The following is a 19,308-nucleotide window of genomic DNA, read 5'->3' as shown; positions in this document are numbered from 1 at the left end:
CTTAATGAAACTGGATTGAAAAGCGCTCAAGGCGTTTTGGGCCCCAGCAGCTGTTCCTGGAACGGGAGATCAGCCGGTGCGCTGATCCCGCTGGCTAGCCACTGACTGGTGAACCCCAGAATGAGGTTTTTCGACCAGTCAGCCACCAATAGAAATTGTGGCAGGAGGCGAGACTCCTGCCACCACTGATCCTGTTGTACCGGCCCCAGGCTCAACAGCCCGACCGCCACGACCACCAGCAAGGCCCCGCGGGCGGCGCCGAAGGCCATGCCCAGGAAGCGATCGGTCCCGGACAGCCCGGTGACGCGAATCAGCTCGCCGATGAGAAAGTTGATCATGGCCCCCACCAGCAGGGTGGCGACGAAAAGAATGGCGCATCCGGCGATGACCCGGGCCGAAGGCGTCTGGATATAAGCTTCCAGGTACTGCGACAGCGAGCCACCGAACATCCAGGCCACGGCACCGGCGATGATCCAGGTAAGCAGCGACAAGGCCTCTTTGACAAAGCCGCGCTTGAGACTGATCAGCGAAGAAATGGCGATGATCGCGAGAATCGCCCAGTCGACCCAGGTAAATGCCACAGTGTTGCCTGCAAACGGATAAGGCGGCGCATTTTACCAGAGCAACGGGCTGTCGGTAAGCAGTGATTTACCGCCCGGTACGGGCCGGGCGGCAAGGGTTCAACTGCGCTCGGGCTGGAAGCGTACGACAAAGCCCTTGAGCTTCTGCTGGCGGTTGATCACATCGCGCAGGCGCTCGGCCTCGGCGCGCTCGATCAACGGTCCGACATACACCCGGTTCATGCCTTCGGCCGAACGGATATAAGCGTTGTAGCCCTGGCTGCGCAGGGTTTTCTGCAGGTTGTCGGCGCTGGCGCGGTTGGCCAGGCTGGCCATCTGAATCGACCAGCTGACCGGCAGGCCATTGGCGTCGATCTTGCCCGCAGCAGGCTTGGTCGCAGCGGCGACGGTGGCTGCCGGCTTGGCTTCTACCTTGGCGGGCGCCGGCGTCGCCGGTTTTGCCGCGACAGCCGGTGCGGCCGGGGCCGGTGTCGGCAGCGGCGTGGCAGCTGGCGCCGGGGCAATCGGCGTGCTTGGCGCCTGCACCGGTGCCGCAGGCTGCTCGACGATCAGCGACTCTTCAGGCACTACCTGCGGCTCGGGGACCTGCACCGGCTCTACCTGCACTTGCGGCAGGGTCGGCGCAGCCGGTGCCTCGGGGGCTTCGACGCGCACCTGGCGCATTTCGTCTTCGCGCGAGAACAGCATCGGCAGGAAGATCACCGCCAGCGCCACCAGCACCAGCGCCCCGACCATGCGTTGCTTGACCACTTTATCCAGCAATGCCATTTGCCCCGTCCTCCGTGGCCTGCCGGTCGAGCCACTGCAGGGCTTCGCCGACACAGAAAAATGATCCGAACAGCAGGATTTCGTCATCCGCCGTTGCCTGCGCGCACTGCCCTTCCAGGGCGGCGGCGACGCTGGGGTAAGACTGCACCGCAGCGCCAAGGTTCGTCAGCGCCGCCTGCAACTCGCCAGCCGGCCGGCTGCGGGCGGTGTCCAGCGGCGCCACGGCCCAGGCCTGAACCTGGTGCTGCAGCGGCTTGAGCACACCGTCGAGGTCCTTGTCGGCGAGCAAACCGAACACCGCCAGGCGCTTGCCCTGCGGCGGCCGGGTGGCCAGGCGCTGAGCCAGGTACTCGGCAGCATGCGGGTTGTGCCCGACATCCATGAGGATAGTCAAAGGTTTGCCTTGCCAGGTAAAGGCTCGCCGATCGAGGCGGCCGACCATGCGCGTGCTGCGCAGGGCCTCGGCAATCTGCCCGGCATCCCACGGCAGGTCGAGCAACAGGTAGGCCTGCAATGCCAACGCGGCGTTTTCCATCGGCAGGTCGAGCAGCGGCAAATCCTGCAGCTCGACCACCTCGCCACGGGCATTGACCCCACGCCACTGCCAGTACTGGTCAGTGCTGGCCAGGTCGAAATCGCGACCGCGCAAAAACAGCGGGCTGTTCAGGGCACGGGCCTTGTCCAGCAACGGCTGCGGCGGATTGAGGTCACCACATAGGGCCGGCTTGCCCTGGCGGAAGATCCCGGCCTTCTCGAAGGCCACCAACTCACGGGTGTCGCCCAGGTAGTCGACATGGTCAACGCCGATGCTGGTGACCAGCGCCAGGTCGGCATCGACGATGTTGACGGTATCCAGGCGTCCGCCCAGGCCGACTTCGAGCACCACGGCGTCGAGCGCCGCCTGCTTGAACAGCCAGAACGCCGCCAGGGTACCGGCTTCGAAGTAGGTCAGGGAGATGTCGCCGCGGGCCGCTTCAACCGCGGCGAAGGCTTCGCACAGCTGCTCATCGCCGGCTTCAGCGCCGTTGATCTGCACCCGCTCGTTGTAGCGCAGCAGGTGCGGCGAGCTGTAGACGCCGACCTTGAGGCCCTGGGCGCGCAGCAACGCGGCAACGAAGGCGCAGGTCGAACCCTTGCCGTTGGTGCCGGTCACGGTGATTACCCGTGGCGCCGGCTGGCCCAGCCCGAGCCGCGCAGCGACCTGTTGCGAACGCTCCAGGCCCATGTCGATGGCCGACGGATGCAACTGCTCGAGGTAGGCGAGCCAGTCGCCAAGGGTACGTTGGGTCATACGGTGGCAGGCGCCGGCGGCACGACGATCGGCTCGATCACCGGGGCGACGAACGTGGGCGTCGGCAGGCCCATCATCTGGGCCAGCAGGTTGCCCAGGCGCTGACGCAGCTCCTGACGCGGGATGATCATGTCGATGGCGCCGTGCTCCAGAAGGAACTCGCTGCGCTGGAAGCCTTCTGGCAGCTTCTCGCGTACGGTCTGCTCGATCACCCGCGGGCCGGCAAAGCCGATCAGCGCCTTGGGCTCACCGACGATGACATCACCAAGCATCGCCAGGCTGGCAGAAACGCCGCCGTAGACCGGATCGGTCAGCACCGAGATGAACGGGATGCCTTCTTCGCGCAGGCGTGCCAGTACTGCGGAGGTCTTGGCCATCTGCATCAGCGAGATCAGCGCTTCCTGCATGCGCGCACCACCGGAGGCCGAGAAGCAGACCATCGGGCAGCGGTTTTCCAGGGCGTAGTTGGCGGCACGGACGAAACGCTCGCCGACGATGGCGCCCATCGAACCACCCATGAAGGAGAATTCGAAGGCGCTGACCACGATCGGCATGCCCAGCAGGGTACCGCTCATGGAGATCAGTGCGTCTTTCTCGCCGGTCTGCTTCTGGGCAGCAGTCAGGCGGTCCTTGTACTTCTTGCCATCGCGAAACTTCAGGCGGTCGACCGGTTCCAGGTCAGCGCCCAGCTCGGCGCGACCTTCGGCATCGAGGAAGATGTCGATACGGGCGCGGGCGCCGATACGCATGTGATGGTTGCACTTAGGGCAGACATCCAGGGTCTTTTCCAGCTCCGGACGATACAGCACGGCCTCGCAGGACGGGCACTTGTGCCACAGGCCTTCAGGGACCGAACTCTTCTTCACCTCGGAACGCATGATCGAAGGGATCAGTTTGTCTACTAACCAGTTGCTCATGCTTTCTTTCTCCAGTAGCGGCGACCGGCAGGCTATGGCTGCCGGCTCGCGCGTATGCCCTTGAGCTCAATTCGTGTATGACGCGATGAAGATGCGGCTCCGGCGCCCGCCTGCAGCGAGCCACCCCGATACCGCACCCTCGTCAACCTGTAAGGGCGACGCCCGTGGCGTCACCCGCTAATTTCGACCGGCCCATGGGCGCGATCCGGCAGCACCGGGCTGCGAAAGCTATGGACGATGGCGCGCGGCCAGCCGTCACATCCGCAGCATGCAGCGCTTTCACGCCTGCTTGACCGCGCGGATAAACGCCTCGATCCGCGCCGGGTCCTTGATGCCCTTGGCCTGCTCCACGCCGCCGCTGACATCCACCGCATAAGGCCGCACCTGCGCAATGGCCTGGGCGACGTTATCCGGCGACAGGCCGCCGGCGAGGATGATTGGCTTGCTCAGTTGCGCAGGCACCAGCGACCAGTCGAACGCCTCGCCGGTACCGCCGGGCACGCCGGCCACGTAGGTATCGAGAAGAATGCCGCTGGCACCGCTGTAGCGCTTGCAGCTGGCCTCCAGGTCGTCGCCCGGGCGCACCCGCAAGGCCTTGATCCATGGACGGTTGTGACCTGCGCAATCGGCCGGGGTTTCATCGCCATGGAACTGCAGCAGGTCGAGCGGCACCGCTTCGAGGATTTCCGTCAGCTCGCAACGGCTGGCGTTGACGAACAGGCCGACGGTGGTGACGAACGGCGGCAAGGCGGCGATGATCGCCCGCGCCTGCTGCACATCGACCGCCCGCGGGCTCTTGGCATAGAACACCAGGCCGATGGCATCGGCGCCCGCCTCGGCTGCGGCCAGCGCATCCTCGATGCGGGTAATGCCGCAGATTTTGCTGCGAACGGCGCTCATGACCTGTGAACCTCAGCAGAAAGCGGAAAGTCCCGGATGTTAGCAAATGGCTTGCGGGCCGTCAGCCCGTCAATGCCTCGTAGCCGGTAATGAAGTGTGGGCCGATGTAACGCTCGGGCAGTTCGAACTCGTCGTGGTACTCGACCTGCACCAGGTACAGCCCATACGGATGCGCGGTCACCCCGCCGGCGCGCCGCTCGCGGCTTTGCAGCACTTCCAGGGCCCACTCCGGCGGGCGCTCGCCAGCGCCGATGGTCATCAGCACGCCGGCAATGTTGCGCACCATGTGGTGCAGGAAGGCGCTGGCGCGGATGTCGAGGACGATCATCTGGCCGTGGCGGCTAACACGCAGGTGATGGAGGTTCTTGACCGGCGACTTGGCCTGGCACTGGCCGGCGCGAAAGGCACTGAAATCGTGGGTGCCGACCAGGTACTCGGCGGCCAGGGCCATGCGCTCGGCGTCCAGCGGCCGGTGGTTCCAGGTCACCTCTTCGCCCAGGTGCGCCGGGCGGATCTGGTCGTTGTAGATCACGTAGCGGTAACGCCGGGCAATGGCCTTGAAGCGCGCATGGAAGTGCGCCGGCATCTGCTTGGCCCAGGACACGCTGATGTCGTGCGGCAGGTTGATGTTGGCGCCCATGGTCCAGCCCTTCATGCTGCGCACCGCCTGGGTGTCGAAATGCACCACCTGGCCGCAGGCATGCACGCCGGCATCGGTGCGCCCGGCACAGTGCAGGGTGACCGGCGAATCGGCCACCCGCGACAAGGCTTCTTCGAGGGTTTGCTGCACGCTTGCCACGCCACTGGCCTGGCGCTGCCAGCCGCGGTAGCGCGAACCTTTGTACTCAACGCCCAGGGCGATACGAAAGAAGCCTTCGGCGGCCACTTCGGCAGCCGCGTTATCAATGATTTCCAAGGGGATACAGCCTGTCGGTTTAGCAGATGGCGGCAATTATAACGACAACGGCAGCCACTTGGGCTGCCGTTGGTTTTACACAGGGTGAACTCAGACCAGGCGCGAGAGCAGCTCGTCGGCTTCCTGGCGCTGGGCATCGCTGCCGTCCTTGCGCACTTCGTCGAGAATGTCGCGGGCGCCGTCATGGTCGCCCATGTCGATATAGGCCCGGGCCAGGTCGAGCTTGGTGGCCACTTCGTCGGCGCCGCCGAGGTAGTCGAAATCATCGTCGAGGTCGTCGCTGATCGCGGCGTCCGCTTCGCTGAAGTGCGGCTCGATCGACGGCTGCTCCAGGCTTTGCGACAGCTTGTCGAGTTCGGCGTTGACGTCATCGAGCTCCGAGGCAAAGTTTTTATCCGCCTGCGAGTCCTCCAGTGACAGCGACAGGTCGAAGTCTTCCGGCAGGTCCAGCTCGCTCAACGGGTCGAACTCGGGCATGGTTTCATCGAACGCCGCCAGCTCTGCGGCGATATCGACGGTCTCGCTGTTCGGCGCCAGCGCCGGCTCGTCGCCAGCGACGTCGAGGTCGAAATCGGCGAGGTCGTCCAGGGCCTGCTCAGGCTCGGCAAGATGCTCTGCGAGCAAGGCGTCGAAGTCCGGTTGCGCCGGGCTGGCTTCGCTCGCGACTGCTTCGGCTTGTGGCGCTTCAACAGCCAGCGAGGGCTCGTCGAGCAGTGGCGGCGCGTCCAGCTCCAGGCCTTGCAGGTCGTCATCCAGGCTCAGGTCGAAGGCACTGTCCAGGTCGTCTTCAGGAACAGGCTCAGGCTCGGCCAGCGATTCTTCAACCACAGGTTCAGGTTCAGGTTCAGGCTCAGGTTCAGGTTCAGGCTCGGCCCCTGCTTCTGGCTCAACGGCTGGCTCGACGGCTGGTTCGGCTTCTGCCAGCGGTTCGGCTGGCACCTCGTCCTGCAGCAGCTCCTGGACATACTGGGCATCCAGTTCGGCCGCCAGCGCCGCCGCGCTGACGCCCGCCGCCGCGACGGCGAGCATGGCCGGGAAGCGGTTTTTCAGGGCTTCGACATCGGCATGGTTCTGGCCGGTGGCAATCAACTGCCGCTCGTGGCCGACAAAGGCATCGCGATCGCCCTGGCGGGCATAGACTTCCATCAGCTTCAGGCGCAGGTCGCTGCGCTCAGGGGCTGCGGTAACCGCAGGCTCGAGCAGTTCGGCGGCGTGATTGAGGCGACCACGGGCAATGCTCAACGCTGCTTCGTCGAGCACAGCGTCGCCGGTCGGGGCTGCCGGGCTGGCCGCCGGAGCAACCAATGGCGCGGCAATCGGGCCTTGCACCGGCTTGCTCGGCGCTGGCTCCGCCACCACAGGCGCCGGCTCTTCGGCAGGCAAGGCGGCGGCTGTGGCGGCGGCGGCAGATGCCGCGACCACTGCCGGTGCCAGGGTCACGCTCGGCGGCGCGATGTCCAGGCCTTCAAAACTGCTTGGCGGCAGGTCCAGGTCTGGGGCGCGCTCGCCCTCTTCGGCCAGGGCGCGGGCCATGCGCAGGTGTTTTTCCGCTTCCTGGTCGGCCTTGCGCTTGCGTGCCAGCAACAGCAGCAGAAGCAACAGCACCAACAACGCGGAACCGGCGATCAGCGCCAGCAACAACGGGTTGCCGAGCAGATCGTCGAGCATCTTGTTCGAGTCGGCCGGTGCCTGGTCGGCAGCAGGCTGCGCCGGATCAACCGGTGCGGTATCGACCGCAGCCGGTGCCGGGGTGACCACCGGTTCGGCAGGAGCCGGCTGCAACTCGGCGGCAATGGCCGGCGGCTGGGCCGCGGCAGCTTCAGGCGCCGGCGCGCCAGCGGCGCCCTGGGCTTCAAGCTTGGCCAGTTGGTCGTTTTTCAGCGCGATCAGGCGCTGCAGTTTGTCCAGCTGGCTCTGCAGGTCGGCCATGCGGCCTTTGAGCTCTTCATTGTCACGACGGCTGGTGTCCAGGCTTTCCTGGGCCACAGCCAGCTTGTCGTTGAGACCTTTACTGCCCGCAGCGCCTTTGCTGCCGGGTGCGACCAGCTTGAGGTTGTCCTGGTTGGCGATACGTGCCGGCGCCGCCTCGGTGCCGCTGCGCCGGGTGGCGTCCAGCTGGCGTGCGCGCGGGCCCAGGCGCCGGCCTTCGCGCCAGGCAGCATACTGCTCGGCCACTTCGGTAACGGCCTGGGCCTGGGGAATACTGGTGATCTGCTGTTGATCGGGCAGGCGCAAGACCTGGCCGGTTTTCAGCAGGTTGATGTTGCCGTTGATGAAGGCATCCGGGTTCAGCGCCTGAATGGCCAGCATGGTCTGCTGCACCGACCCGCCCTGACGGGCTTTCGAGGCGATTTCCCACAGGGTGTCGCGACGCACGGTGGTGTAGTTGGCCGCGGTTACCGCAGGCGCAACGCCGGCCGGCGCCGGTTGCCCGGCCGGAGCGTTGAACTTGGCCGCGTCAATCAGCACGCTGTAGTCGCGCAGCAGGCGACCGCTCGGCCACATGACCTGGACCAGGAACTTGACCATCGGCGCCGGCAGCGGCTGGCTCGAGGTCACCCGCAACACGCTCTTGCCGTTGGGGTTGATCACCGTGGTAAAGGTCAGGTCATTGAGAAACGCCTGGCGCTCGACACCGGCCTTGGCGAACTCTTCGGCCGGCGCCAGGCTCGGCGCTACTTCGGCCGCGGTCAGGTCGCGGACATCGAGCAGTTCGATCTCGGCATCCAGGGGCTGGTTCTGCGCTGACTTCAAGGTCAGCTCGCCCAACCCGAGGGCATGCGCCATACCGGACGACAGCGCCGACGCCGCGGCTATTGCTAAGACCAGTTTGCGAATTCGAAGCATGACCTCTTCCTTTGAATGAACCTTCCCCGGCAAGCGAGAACAAGTGGAGCAAATTGTCGGCAAGTATCTTTTACACAAGGCCTTTTATCAACAATTGCGCCAGCTGGACCGCGTTCAGGGCCGCACCTTTGCGCACATTGTCGGTGGTCAGCCAGAGGTTGAGCTGCTCAACCTCGTCAATTCCACCCCGTACCCGTCCAACATAGACCACGTCCTGGCCCACTGCGTCACCCACCGGCGTCGGATAATCACCCTCCTCCACCAGTTCGATGCTGTCAGCGGCTTCCAGTGCGGCGTTGACCGCCGCCAGGTCGACCGGCGTGCGGCTTTGCACGGACACACTGTAGCTATCGCCGAAAAACACCGGGACTTGAACGCAGGTCACCGAAATCTTCAGTGAAGGCAAGCCGAGCACTTCGCGCAACTCACTGACCAGGCGGCGTTCAAGGGCGCCATGGCCGTCAGCATCGCTGGCACCGACCTGGGCCAACAGGTTGAAGGCCATTTGCCGGTCGAAGAAGCGCGGCTCCAGCGGGCGGGCGTTGAGCAGCTCGGCGGTCTGCCGGGCCAGCTCGTTGACCGCCTCGCGACCCTGGGCCGAGACCGCCAGGCACGCGGTGACATTAATGCGCTCAAGTTCCAGCAAGCCCTTGAGGGGCGCCAAGGTTACCGCCAGGGCAATCGCTGCGGCGCTTGGGCTGCTCAGTTGCTGCGGCGCCTTGAGGCTGTCGAGCACTGCCGGGTTGGCTTCCGGCACCACCGCCGGCGCCTGCTCGGCCGGCAAGCCGCCGGACAGGTCGATGACTGCGCAACCAGCCGCCTGGGCCCGTGGCGCGAAGCTGCGGGTCACTGCCGGGCCGGCGGCGAAGAAGGCCAGCTTGACCTTGCTGAAGTCGAAGCTGTCGACCTCGCGCACGCGCAGGCTCTTGCTGCGAAACATCACGCCGCTGCCCGCCGATTCGTTGCTGGCCAGCAGGTGCAGGGTGCCGACCGGGAAATCGCACTCGTCAAGGATCTGCACGAGGGTTTCACCGACAGTACCGGTGGCACCGATAACGGCAATATCAATAGGCTGGCTCATGGAAAAATCCTCTGCTGAAACGGCGGGAGCGGCACTTTACTTGGATTCTCATGCGCGGAACACCTGAATCGCGGGTCAACCCCGCTCCCACAGCGTGGACCACCCACAAAAAAGCCCGTGCTGTTTCCAGCACGGGCTTGGGTTCAACACTGCCTGGCGATCAACGCTCCAGGAGGATGCGCAGCATGCGCCGCAGTGGCTCGGCCGCGCCCCACAGCAGCTGATCACCAACGGTGAAGGCGCCCAGGTACTGGGAACCCATGTTCAGCTTGCGCAGGCGACCCACCGGGATGTTCAGGGTACCGGTGACGTTGGTCGGGCTGAGCTCCTGCATGCTGATTTCACGCTGGTTCGGCACCAGTTTCACCCAAGGGTTGTGCTGGCTGATCATGCCTTCGATGTCGGCAATCGGCACGTCCTTGTTCAGCTTGATGGTCAGTGCCTGGCTGTGGCAACGCATGGCGCCGATGCGCACGCAGATGCCGTCGACCGGGATCGGGCTCTTGAAGCGGCCGAGGATCTTGTTGGTCTCGGCCTGGGCCTTCCACTCTTCACGGCTCTGGCCGTTAGGCAGCTCTTTGTCGATCCACGGGATCAGGCTGCCGGCCAGCGGCACGCCGAAGTTCTCGGTCGGGTAGGCGTCGCTGCGCATGGCCTCGGCAACCTTGCGGTCGATGTCGAGGATGGCGCTGGCCGGGTTGGCCAGGTCATCGGCGACCGCGGCGTGGGTCGCGCCCATCTGGCGAATCAGCTCGCGCATGTTCTGCGCACCGGCGCCGGAGGCTGCCTGGTAGGTCATGGCGCTCATCCACTCGACCAGGCCGGCTTCGAACAGGCCGCCCAGGCCCATCAGCATCAGGCTGACGGTGCAGTTGCCGCCGATGTAGTTCTTGGTACCGGCGTCGAGCTGCTGGTCGATGACCTTGCGGTTGACCGGGTCGAGAACGATGACCGCATCATCCTGCATGCGCAGGCTGGAGGCGGCGTCGATCCAGTAGCCCTGCCAGCCGGCTTCGCGCAGCTTGGGGAAGACTTCATTGGTGTAGTCGCCGCCCTGACAGGTCAGGATCACATCGAGGGTCTTGAGCTCTTCAATGCTGTAAGCGTCCTTGAGCGGAGCAATATCCTTGCCCACTGCCGGACCCTGGCCACCGACGTTGGAGGTGGTGAAGAACACCGGCTCGATAAGATCAAAATCCTGCTCTTCCAGCATCCGCTGCATGAGCACGGAACCGACCATACCGCGCCAACCGATCAGACCTACACGTTTCATCGCAACTACACCTTTGCTAAAAAGTGGGCCGCTGCTTCACTAGGAAAAACAGCAGCGGGCCCGAGAGATTACAGATTCCGCAGCGCTGCGACTACTGCGTCGCCCATTTCCTGCGTACCTACCTTGCTGCAACCGTCCGACCAGATGTCGCCGGTACGCAGCCCCTGATCCAATACCAGGCTGACGGCCTTTTCAATGGCCTCGGCTGCCGCCTGCTGGTTGAAGCTGTAACGCAGCATCATCGACACCGACAAGATGGTCGCCAGCGGGTTGGCGATGCCCTGGCCGGCGATGTCCGGTGCCGAGCCGTGGCAAGGCTCGTACATGCCCTTGTTGTCGGCATCCAGCGACGCTGATGGCAGCATGCCAATGGAGCCGGTGAGCATGGAAGCCTCATCCGACAGGATGTCGCCGAACATGTTGTCGGTGACCATCACGTCGAACTGCTTGGGCGCACGCACCAGTTGCATGGCGGCGTTGTCGACGTACATGTGGCTGAGTTCGACGTCCGGGTAGTCCTTGGCGACTTCCTCGACGATCTCGCGCCACAGCTGGCTGGAGGCCAGGACGTTAGCCTTGTCGACCGAGCAGAGTTTTTTACCGCGCACGCGGGCCATGTCGAAACCGACCCGGGCGATACGGCGGATTTCGCTCTCGCTGTATGGCAGGGTGTCGTAGGACTGACGCTCGCCGCCTTCCAGCTCGCGGGTGCCGCGGGGTGCGCCGAAATAGATGCCGCCGGTCAGCTCGCGAACGATGAGGATGTCCAGGCCGGCGACGATTTCTGGCTTGAGCGACGAAGCGTCGGCCAGTTGCGGGTAGAGAATCGCCGGACGCAGGTTGGCGAACAGGCCCAGTTGCGAGCGGATTTTCAGCAGGCCGCGTTCAGGGCGAATGTCGCGCTCGATCTTGTCCCACTTCGGCCCGCCAACGGCGCCGAGCAGCACGGCATCGGCCTTGCGAGCGCGCTCCAGGGTCTGGTCGGCCAGCGGCACGCCGTGCTTGTCGATGGCGGCGCCGCCGATGACGTCGTGCTCCAGGCTGAAACCGAGCTGGAACTTGTCGTTGGCCAGTTCCAGCACCTTGACCGCCTCGGCCATGATTTCCGGACCGATGCCATCACCTGGAAGAATCAGAATCTGCTTGCTCATGCTTTCCTCTATTCAATTCAAGCGGCACGCCCTGTTGGCCTGCCGGAAAAAACCTAGCGTTCGGCCCAGAGCACCACGACATCGGTGCTGAACGAGCCGTCGGCTTCAATCTGGTAATACTGCCGTACTTCTTCGCCCATCGCCTGCTGCAATTGGCGGATGGCGCCACGCATCACTTCAGGGGTGCGCATGCGCTCGACCCACGAGCTGTACTCCAGGCGCAGGCGCTGGCGGCTGTGGCTGCGGGTGAACAGGCCGGCTTCGCTGACCTGCTGCAGCCATTCGCTGGCCGAATAATCGCGTACATGGCTGGTGTCGCGCAGCACCTCGACGCTCTGCAGGTAAGTGTCGAGCAACGGGCTGCCCGGCGACATGACGTCGATGAAGGCTGCCACGCCGCCGGGCTTGAGCACCCGTTTCACTTCCCGCAGCGCCAGGCCCAGGTCGCTCCAGTGGTGCGCCGAATAGCGGCTGAAGACGAATTCGAACGATGCGTCAGCGAACGGCAGGCGCTCGGCGGCGCCGCGTTCGGTGACGATGTTCTCGAAGCCACGTTCGCTGGCAGCGGCGGCGACCACATCCAGCATCTGCTGCGACAGGTCGTAGGCCACCACTTCACGCACCAGCGGGGCAACGTGGAAACTCACATGGCCGGCGCCACAGCCAAGGTCCAGCAGGCGTGCCCGGCCTTGGCCGGCAAGTTCGGCCTGCAACAGGGCGAACTCGCTGCCCTGGGCATGCACGGCGCTGCTCAGGTAGGCACTGGCCTGTTCGCCGAACTGGCGCTGGACGACGTCCTTATGGGTGGTGCTGGTCATCTGCATCTCCTGGGGCCTTATCGCGGGGCATGTGAGAGCGGGCTTGCCCCGCGATTGGCATCAATCAAGCGTCACGAAACAACCAGGGCTGGCTGGCCCGGTGCTTGGCTTCAAAGGCGGCAATCGCATCGCCATCCTGCAAGGTCAGGCCGATGTCATCCAGGCCGTTGAGCAGGCAGTGCTTGCGAAATGCATCGATCTCGAAGGTCAGCACCTTGCCGTCCGGGCGGGTCACGGTCTGAGCCTGCAAGTCGATGCTCAACTGGTAACCCGGATCGGCTTCAACCTGCTTGAACAGCTCGTCGACTTCCTCATCGCTGAGGATGATCGGCAGCAAGCCGTTCTTGAAGCTGTTGTTGAAGAAGATGTCGGCATAGCTTGGCGCGATGATGCTGCGAAAGCCGTACTCTTCCAGGGCCCACGGCGCATGTTCACGGCTTGAGCCACAACCGAAGTTCTCGCGGGCGAGCAACACGCTGGCACCTTGATAACGCGCGTGGTTGAGCACGAAATCCGGGTTCTGCGGGCGCTTGCTGTTGTCCTGGTACGGCTGGCCGACATCCAGGTAACGCCATTCATCGAACAGGTTGGGGCCGAAGCCGGTGCGCTTGATCGACTTCAGGAACTGCTTGGGAATGATCTGGTCGGTGTCGACGTTGGCACGGTCCAATGGCGCGACAAGGCCGGTGTGCTGGGTAAAGGCTTTCATGCTGCGCTCCCTTGGATCAACTCGCGTACATCGACAAAACGGCCGGTAACGGCGGCGGCGGCGGCCATGGCCGGGCTCACCAGGTGGGTACGGCCACCGGCGCCCTGACGCCCTTCAAAGTTGCGGTTGGAGGTCGAGGCGCAATGCTCGCCACTCTCCAGGCGGTCGGGGTTCATCGCCAGGCACATCGAGCAACCCGGTTCACGCCACTCAAAGCCCGCTTCGAGGAAAATCTTGTCCAGGCCTTCTTTCTCGGCCTGGGCCTTGACCAGGCCCGAGCCCGGCACCACGATCGCCTGCTTGATGGTCGCGGCCACCTTGCGGCCCTTGGCGATCTCGGCGGCGGCGCGCAGGTCTTCGATGCGCGAGTTGGTGCAAGAGCCGATAAACACCCGGTCGAGCTGGATGTCGGTGATCGCCTGGTTGGCATTCAAGCCCATGTACTTCAACGCCCGCTCGATCGAGCCACGCTTGACCAGATCGGCCTCGGCAGCCGGGTCCGGTACGCGCTGGTCGACGGCCAGGACCATCTCCGGCGAGGTGCCCCAGCTGACCTGCGGCTTGATCTGCGCAGCGTCCAGCTCGATCACCGTGTCAAACACCGCATCGGCGTCGGAGACCAGGTCTTTCCAGGCTTCGACCGCTTGCGCCCACTGCTCGCCCTTGGGTGCATAGGGGCGGCCCTTGACGTACTCGACGGTTTTTTCATCGGTGGCCACCAGACCTACCCGGGCGCCGGCTTCGATGGACATGTTGCAGATGGTCATGCGCCCTTCGACCGACAACTCGCGAATCGCGCTGCCGGCGAATTCCATGGCATGGCCGTTGCCGCCGGCGGTGCCGATCTTGCCGATCACGGCGAGGACGATGTCCTTGGCAGTGACGCCGAACGGCAATGTGCCTTCAACGCGCACCAGCATGTTCTTCATCTTTTTGGCCACCAGGCACTGGGTAGCGAGCACGTGCTCGACCTCGGACGTACCGATACCGTGGGCCAGGGCGCCGAAGGCACCGTGGGTCGAGGTGTGCGAGTCGCCGCAGACCACGGTCATGCCCGGCAAGGTCGCACCCTGCTCCGGGCCGATGACGTGGACGATGCCCTGACGCACGTCATTCATCTTGAATTCGACGATGCCATACTCGTCGCAGTTTTCATCGAGGGTCTGAACCTGCAAACGCGAGACCTGGTCGACAATGGCGTCGATACCGCCCTTGCGCTCCGGGGTGGTCGGCACGTTGTGATCAGGCGTGGCGATGTTGGCATCGATGCGCCAGGGTTTGCGATTGGCCAGACGCAGGCCTTCGAAGGCTTGCGGCGACGTCACTTCGTGAATGATGTGACGGTCGATGTAGATCAGCGCCGAACCATCGTCGCGCTGCTTGACCAAATGCGAATCCCAGAGCTTGTCGTAAAGCGTTTTGCCGGCCATCAGACTGTTCCTCATCAGCGTCTTTCTATGCCAATAACCCCTTGGCTTGTACGGACGATGCTATGCCGGTAGATTGAATAACTCAAATTCATAATTTTTATGCTTTGGATAACCAAAAGGAATTCGAGTAGTGGACCTGGCCAACCTCAATGCCTTTATCGCGATTGCCGAGACTGGCAGCTTCTCCGGGGCCGGCGAGCGCCTGCACCTGACCCAGCCGGCAATCAGCAAACGCATCGCCGGCCTTGAGCAGCAACTGGATGTGCGCCTGTTCGACCGCCTCGGCCGCGAGGTCAACCTGACCGAGGCCGGACGCGCCCTGCTGCCGCGCGCCTACCAGATCCTCAATGTGCTGGACGACACCCGCCGGGCGCTGACCAACCTCACCGGGGAGGTCAGCGGGCGCCTGACCCTGGCCACCAGCCATCACATCGGCCTGCACCGCCTGCCGCCGCTGCTGCGAGCCTTTACCCGCCAGTACCCGGCGGTGGCGCTGGATATCCAGTTTCTCGATTCGGAAGTTGCCTACGAAGAAATCCTCCATGGCCGCGCAGAGATCGCCGTCATCACCCTGGCCCCGGAGCCGCACCATCTGGTGCGCGCCGTGCCGGTATGGGACGATCCGCTGGACTTCGTCGCCGCCCCAGAGCACCCGCTGGCACGCAAAGGCGCGGTCAGCCTGGCCGACATTGCCCACCATCCGGCGGTGTTCCCCGGTGGTAACACTTTCACACACCATATCGTCCAGCGCCTGTTCGAAGCCCAGGGCCTGACGCCGAACATCGCCATGAGCACCAACTATCTGGAAACCATCAAGATGATGGTCTCCATCGGTCTGGCATGGAGCGTGCTGCCGCGTACTATGCTCGACGAGCAGGTTGCGCCCATCGCCTTGCCGGGCATACAGCTGTCGCGCCAGCTAGGCTACATTCTGCACACCGAACGAACGTTATCGAATGCCGCCAGGGCCTTTATGGCATTGCTCGACAGCCATGCAAGCCCCTTGAACCACTGAGGTAGTACCCGGGCACACCCGCCCGCTCAAGGACGCGTTATCTGCCAAAGGTCTGGTATCGATGCCCAAATCAGCAAACCGTTTTCCGCGCATGCCCCGAATTCATGCAGCGGACCCCCAGGAATCGGAGCAAACCTGGGAAAACGCCCCGCAACTGTTGGCGGCGCTTAACGGTGCGCGCCTGGGTGCCTGGTTCTGGGATGTCGAGACCGGGCAGATCAGCTGGTCGCGCGGCACCCAGGCGCTGTTCGGCTTTGACCCGCACCAGCCGCTGCCCAATGACCTGGACTACCTGGAACTGGTGCCCATGGAAGACCGCGCCCGCGCCCTGCAGGCCTTTCATGCGGTGGTCAACGGCGAGCCGGTCGAGCAAGCCCTGCGCCATCGCATCCGCTGGCCCGACGGCAGCCTGCACTGGCTGGAAATCAACGGCAGCATGACCAAGGACCGCAACGGCCGGCGACAGATGGTCGGGGTGATTCGCGAAATTACCCGCCAGCGTGAACGGGAAGCGGCGCTGATCAACTCGGAAAAGCGCTTTGCCACGCTCTTCCACCTGAGCCCCAATGTCATCCTCCTGACCCGCCGCGCCGACGGCATGATCTACGAGGTCAACCAGCACTTCGAGAACATCCTCGGCTGGCCGGGCCACCAGATCATCAACAAAAGCACCCTCGAACTTGGCCTGTGGGTGCATCCACAGCAGCGCCTGCAGGTGCTGGCGGCGACCAGCGGCACCAGCGGCCCGGTGACCCTCGAAGTGCAGTTTCGCGGCAGCAGCGGCGAAGTCCACGACGGTCTGCTCTGTACCCAGAACATCGACCTGGAAGGCACCGCCTACCTGCTCAGCACCTTCGTCGACACCAGCGAGCGCAAACGCGCCGAACAAGCGCTCAAGGACAGCCAGGAACGCCTGGACCTGGCCCTGGACTCGGCACAACTGGGCACCTGGGACTGGCACATCCCCAGCGGCATGCTCTATGGCTCGGCGCGCGCCGCCGAACTGCACGGCCTTGAGCCGGTGCCGTTTCACGAATCCTTCGAGTCGTTTTTCGAAGGCGTGCCGGAAATGGAACGCAGCAGCATGCGCCAGGCCTACCGCAGCCTGCGCGAAGGTCCGGCCGGCAATTACCAGATCACCTACCGCATCCAGATGGAAGACGGCAGCTCGCGCTTCATTGAAAGCCGCGCGCGCCTGTACCGCGATGAACAGGGCAACCCGCTGCGCATGGCCGGCACCTTGCTGGACATCACCGAACAAGTGGAGCGCGAGCAGCGCCTGACCAGTTCCGAAGAAAAGTTCGCCAGCCTGTTCCAGGCCAGCCCCGACCCGATCTGCGTGACCCGCCAGGACAGCGGCCAGTTCATCGAGATCAACCCGGCCTTTACCCAGGTGTTTGGCTGGAACGCCGAACAGGTACTGGGCAACACCGCCGAACAGATCGGCCTGTGGGCCGAGTCGGCCGAACGCGCCCGGCGCATCGAACGGGTGATCCGCGACCAGGCCTTGAACAACGTCGCCGTGGTGGTCAACCACAAGGACGGGCAGCCGCTGACCTGCGTGATTTCCAGCCGCCTGATCAAGGTCGACAACCAGCCCTGCAGCGTCACCACCCTGCGCGACATCACCCAGCAGCAGCGCGCCGAAGCGGCGCTCAAGGCCAGCGAAGAGAAATTCGCCAAGGCCTTCCATTCAAGCCCCGACGCCATCACCATCACCGAACGCGACAGCGGCCGCTACCTGGAGGTCAACGACGGTTTCTGCCGCCTGACCGGCTACAGCGCCGCTGAAGTGATCGGCCAGACTGTGCACGACATCGGCATCTGGGCTGACGACAAACAGCGCGCCGCGCTGCTCAACGAATTCCACGACAAAGGCCGCGTGCATCACCGGGAAATGCTCGGGCGCAACAAGCGTGGCGACATTCTCACCGTCGAGGTTTCGATCGAGCCGATCAACCTCAACGAAACCGAGTGCCTGCTGCTCACCGCCCGCGACGTCAGCCAGTTGAAGAATGCCCAGGCGCAGATCCGCCACCTGGCCTACCACGACCCGCTGACCAACCTGCCCAACCGCGCCCTGTTGATGGACCGCCTGAGCCAGCAGATCGCCCTGCTCAAGCGCCACAACCTGCGTGGCGCCCTGCTGTTTCTCGACCTCGACCACTTCAAGCACATCAACGATTCGCTTGGCCATCCGGTCGGCGACACGGTGCTGAAGATCATCACCGCGCGCCTGGAAGCCAGCGTGCGCCTGGAAGACACCGTCGCGCGCCTGGGTGGTGACGAGTTCGTGGTGCTGCTCAGCGGCCTTGAAGGCAGCCGCGAGGAAGTCACGGAAAAAGTCCGCGAACTGGCCGACACCCTGCGCGAACTGCTGGCCGAGCCAATGTCGCTGGACGGCCAGCGCCTGCAGGTGACGCCGAGCATCGGCGTGGCGCTGATCCCCGACCACGGCTCGACCCCGGCCGATTTGCTCAAACGTGCGGACATCGCCCTGTACCGGGCCAAGGACTCCGGGCGCAACACCACGCAAATGTTCCACACCACCATGCAAAAGGCTGCCAGCGAGCGCCTGCGCATGGAGAACGACCTGCGCCTGGCCCTGGCCCGCGGCGAACTGGCCCTGCACTTCCAGCCCCAAGTCGACGCCCGCGACAACCGCATCGTCGGCGCCGAAGTGCTGTTGCGCTGGCACCACCCGCAACTGGGCCAGCAGCCGCCGGCGCAGTTCATTCAGGTACTGGAAGAAAGCGGGCTGATCCTCGAAGTTGGCAGCTGGATCCTCGACGAAGCCTGCGACGCCTGCGCCGGTATGCTGCGCGACGGCCTGATCGACCCCGACGACTTCAGCCTGTGCGTGAACATCAGCCCGCGCCAGTTCCGCCAGAACGACTTCGTCGAACGGGTAATGCGCAGCCTTGACGACTACCGCCTGCCGCACAAGATCCTCAAGCTGGAAATCACCGAGGGCATCGTCATCCAGAACCTCGAAGACACCATCAGCAAAATGCGCGAGCTCAAGGCCTTTGGCGTGAGCTTTGCCATGGATGATTTCGGCACCGGCTACTCCTCGCTGACCTACCTCAAGCGCCTGCCGGTGGATGCCCTGAAGATCGACCAGTCCTTCGTCCGCGACGCCCCGATCGACCCCAACGACGCCGAAATCGTCCGCGCCATCGTCGCCATGGCCCGCAGCCTGGACCTGGCGGTGATTGCCGAAGGGGTGGAGCTGTCGGAGCAACTGGAGTTTCTTGAGCGGCTGGGCTGCCACTTGTACCAGGGCTACCTGCATAGCCGGCCGTTGCCGCTGGGGGAGTTTCGGGCGATGTTGCTTGAAGCGCCGGCGGGCTACTGAAGCTTTCGAAAATGTAGAAGCGGGCTAGCTCCGCGATATCGTCCCGCCCGCCACATCGCATCGCGGGTCAAGCCCGCTCCCACAAAAGCAACTCGAATCGTGCTCTTGATCTGCCGGCCCCGTTAACCAGAAGGGCCGTAGCGACACCGGAGCGAGGGAACCCGAAGCGCAGCGTAGGGCCCACTGGTGGGGCGAGAATTTTTGCTTACTTTTTTTTCGACTGAAAAAAGTAAGCCGCCGTAAGGGCGGAAAG

The 19,308-nt window shown here is 64.2% G+C and carries 15 protein-coding genes; 2 read left to right on the top strand and 13 right to left on the bottom strand.

Going from position 1 to position 19,308, the window contains the following annotated elements; translation table 11 throughout:
* Nucleotides 1-26: 26 nt before the first annotated feature.
* From BLR26_RS11340 to leuC, 13 genes are all read right to left on the bottom strand, one after another.
* Nucleotides 27-581: a CvpA family protein gene (locus tag BLR26_RS11340; RefSeq protein ID WP_045195095.1), complete on the bottom strand. Its 555-nt coding sequence runs from the start codon at nt 579-581 to the stop codon at nt 27-29.
* A 99-nt stretch (nt 582-680) separates the two neighbouring features.
* Nucleotides 681-1,349, bottom strand: coding sequence for an SPOR domain-containing protein (locus tag BLR26_RS11335; RefSeq protein WP_093380620.1), 669 nt, complete (start codon nt 1,347-1,349; stop codon nt 681-683).
* Nucleotides 1,333-2,640, bottom strand: a complete 1,308-nt coding sequence (gene folC, locus BLR26_RS11330; protein ID WP_093380618.1) for a bifunctional tetrahydrofolate synthase/dihydrofolate synthase — start codon at nt 2,638-2,640, stop codon at nt 1,333-1,335. The genes BLR26_RS11335 and folC overlap by 17 nt, the downstream gene beginning before the upstream one ends.
* Nucleotides 2,637-3,557 (bottom strand): acetyl-CoA carboxylase, carboxyltransferase subunit beta, encoded by a 921-nt coding sequence (accD, locus tag BLR26_RS11325; protein WP_045195100.1) that lies wholly within the window; start codon nt 3,555-3,557, stop codon nt 2,637-2,639. Before accD ends, folC begins: the two co-directional genes overlap by 4 nt.
* Before the next feature lie 279 nt (nt 3,558-3,836).
* Nucleotides 3,837-4,457 (bottom strand): phosphoribosylanthranilate isomerase, encoded by a 621-nt coding sequence (locus tag BLR26_RS11320; RefSeq protein ID WP_045195103.1) that lies wholly within the window; start codon nt 4,455-4,457, stop codon nt 3,837-3,839.
* 61 nt (nt 4,458-4,518) lie between these two features.
* Nucleotides 4,519-5,343: a tRNA pseudouridine(38-40) synthase TruA gene (gene truA / locus BLR26_RS11315; protein ID WP_045195741.1), complete on the bottom strand. Its 825-nt coding sequence runs from the start codon at nt 5,341-5,343 to the stop codon at nt 4,519-4,521.
* Nucleotides 5,344-5,463: 120 nt separating this feature from the next.
* Nucleotides 5,464-8,220: a motility hub landmark protein FimV gene (locus BLR26_RS11310; protein WP_093380614.1), complete on the bottom strand. Its 2,757-nt coding sequence runs from the start codon at nt 8,218-8,220 to the stop codon at nt 5,464-5,466.
* Nucleotides 8,221-8,290: 70 nt separating this feature from the next.
* Nucleotides 8,291-9,301 (bottom strand): aspartate-semialdehyde dehydrogenase, encoded by a 1,011-nt coding sequence (locus BLR26_RS11305; RefSeq protein WP_045195107.1) that lies wholly within the window; start codon nt 9,299-9,301, stop codon nt 8,291-8,293.
* Nucleotides 9,302-9,461: 160 nt separating this feature from the next.
* Complete coding sequence (asd, locus tag BLR26_RS11300; protein ID WP_045195108.1) at nt 9,462-10,574, bottom strand: aspartate-semialdehyde dehydrogenase; 1,113 nt, start codon at nt 10,572-10,574, stop codon at nt 9,462-9,464.
* 68 nt (nt 10,575-10,642) lie between these two features.
* Nucleotides 10,643-11,725, bottom strand: coding sequence for a 3-isopropylmalate dehydrogenase (gene leuB, locus BLR26_RS11295; protein ID WP_045195110.1), 1,083 nt, complete (start codon nt 11,723-11,725; stop codon nt 10,643-10,645).
* A 53-nt stretch (nt 11,726-11,778) separates the two neighbouring features.
* Nucleotides 11,779-12,543, bottom strand: coding sequence for a class I SAM-dependent methyltransferase (locus tag BLR26_RS11290; protein WP_093380612.1), 765 nt, complete (start codon nt 12,541-12,543; stop codon nt 11,779-11,781).
* Nucleotides 12,544-12,607: 64 nt separating this feature from the next.
* Nucleotides 12,608-13,252 carry a 3-isopropylmalate dehydratase small subunit gene (gene leuD, locus BLR26_RS11285; RefSeq protein WP_045195114.1) on the bottom strand — a complete coding sequence of 215 codons (645 nt, stop codon included), beginning with the start codon at nt 13,250-13,252 and terminating at the stop codon, nt 12,608-12,610.
* Complete coding sequence (gene leuC, locus BLR26_RS11280) at nt 13,249-14,682, bottom strand: 3-isopropylmalate dehydratase large subunit (protein WP_045195116.1); 1,434 nt, start codon at nt 14,680-14,682, stop codon at nt 13,249-13,251. The genes leuD and leuC overlap by 4 nt, the downstream gene beginning before the upstream one ends.
* Before the next feature lie 130 nt (nt 14,683-14,812).
* On the opposite strand from leuC, the gene BLR26_RS11275 reads away from it, so the two are divergent.
* Nucleotides 14,813-15,697, top strand: a complete 885-nt coding sequence (locus BLR26_RS11275) for a LysR family transcriptional regulator (RefSeq protein WP_093380610.1) — start codon at nt 14,813-14,815, stop codon at nt 15,695-15,697.
* Nucleotides 15,698-15,758: 61 nt separating this feature from the next.
* A complete protein-coding gene (locus tag BLR26_RS11270) occupies nt 15,759-19,055 on the top strand; it encodes a PAS domain S-box protein (protein WP_045195120.1) in 3,297 nt (1,098 codons plus the stop codon).
* Nucleotides 19,056-19,308: the final 253 nt, after the last annotated feature.

The sequence above is a fragment of the Pseudomonas sp. UC 17F4 genome (assembly GCF_900101695.1).
Lineage (GTDB): Bacteria > Pseudomonadota > Gammaproteobacteria > Pseudomonadales > Pseudomonadaceae > Aquipseudomonas.
Note: the sequence above shows the minus strand (reverse complement) of the source record. Positions and strands in the feature narration are given on the sequence as shown.

Bases quoted from the DNA above. Each gene is read 5' to 3' on its own strand.
- leuB (WP_045195110.1), bottom strand. From the start codon at position 11,725: ATGAGCAAGCAGATTCTGATTCTTCCAGGTGATGGCATCGGTCCGGAA.
- BLR26_RS11320 (WP_045195103.1), bottom strand. From the start codon at position 4,457: ATGAGCGCCGTTCGCAGCAAAATCTGCGGCATTACCCGCATCGAGGAT.
- leuD (WP_045195114.1), bottom strand. From the start codon at position 13,252: ATGAAAGCCTTTACCCAGCACACCGGCCTTGTCGCGCCATTGGACCGT.
- BLR26_RS11290 (WP_093380612.1), bottom strand. From the start codon at position 12,543: ATGACCAGCACCACCCATAAGGACGTCGTCCAGCGCCAGTTCGGCGAA.
- asd (WP_045195108.1), bottom strand. From the start codon at position 10,574: ATGAAACGTGTAGGTCTGATCGGTTGGCGCGGTATGGTCGGTTCCGTG.
- BLR26_RS11310 (WP_093380614.1), bottom strand. From the start codon at position 8,220: ATGCTTCGAATTCGCAAACTGGTCTTAGCAATAGCCGCGGCGTCGGCG.
- leuC (WP_045195116.1), bottom strand. From the start codon at position 14,682: ATGGCCGGCAAAACGCTTTACGACAAGCTCTGGGATTCGCATTTGGTC.
- folC (WP_093380618.1), bottom strand. From the start codon at position 2,640: ATGACCCAACGTACCCTTGGCGACTGGCTCGCCTACCTCGAGCAGTTG.
- BLR26_RS11335 (WP_093380620.1), bottom strand. From the start codon at position 1,349: ATGGCATTGCTGGATAAAGTGGTCAAGCAACGCATGGTCGGGGCGCTG.
- BLR26_RS11305 (WP_045195107.1), bottom strand. From the start codon at position 9,301: ATGAGCCAGCCTATTGATATTGCCGTTATCGGTGCCACCGGTACTGTC.
- BLR26_RS11270 (WP_045195120.1), top strand. From the start codon at position 15,759: ATGCCCAAATCAGCAAACCGTTTTCCGCGCATGCCCCGAATTCATGCA.
- accD (WP_045195100.1), bottom strand. From the start codon at position 3,557: ATGAGCAACTGGTTAGTAGACAAACTGATCCCTTCGATCATGCGTTCC.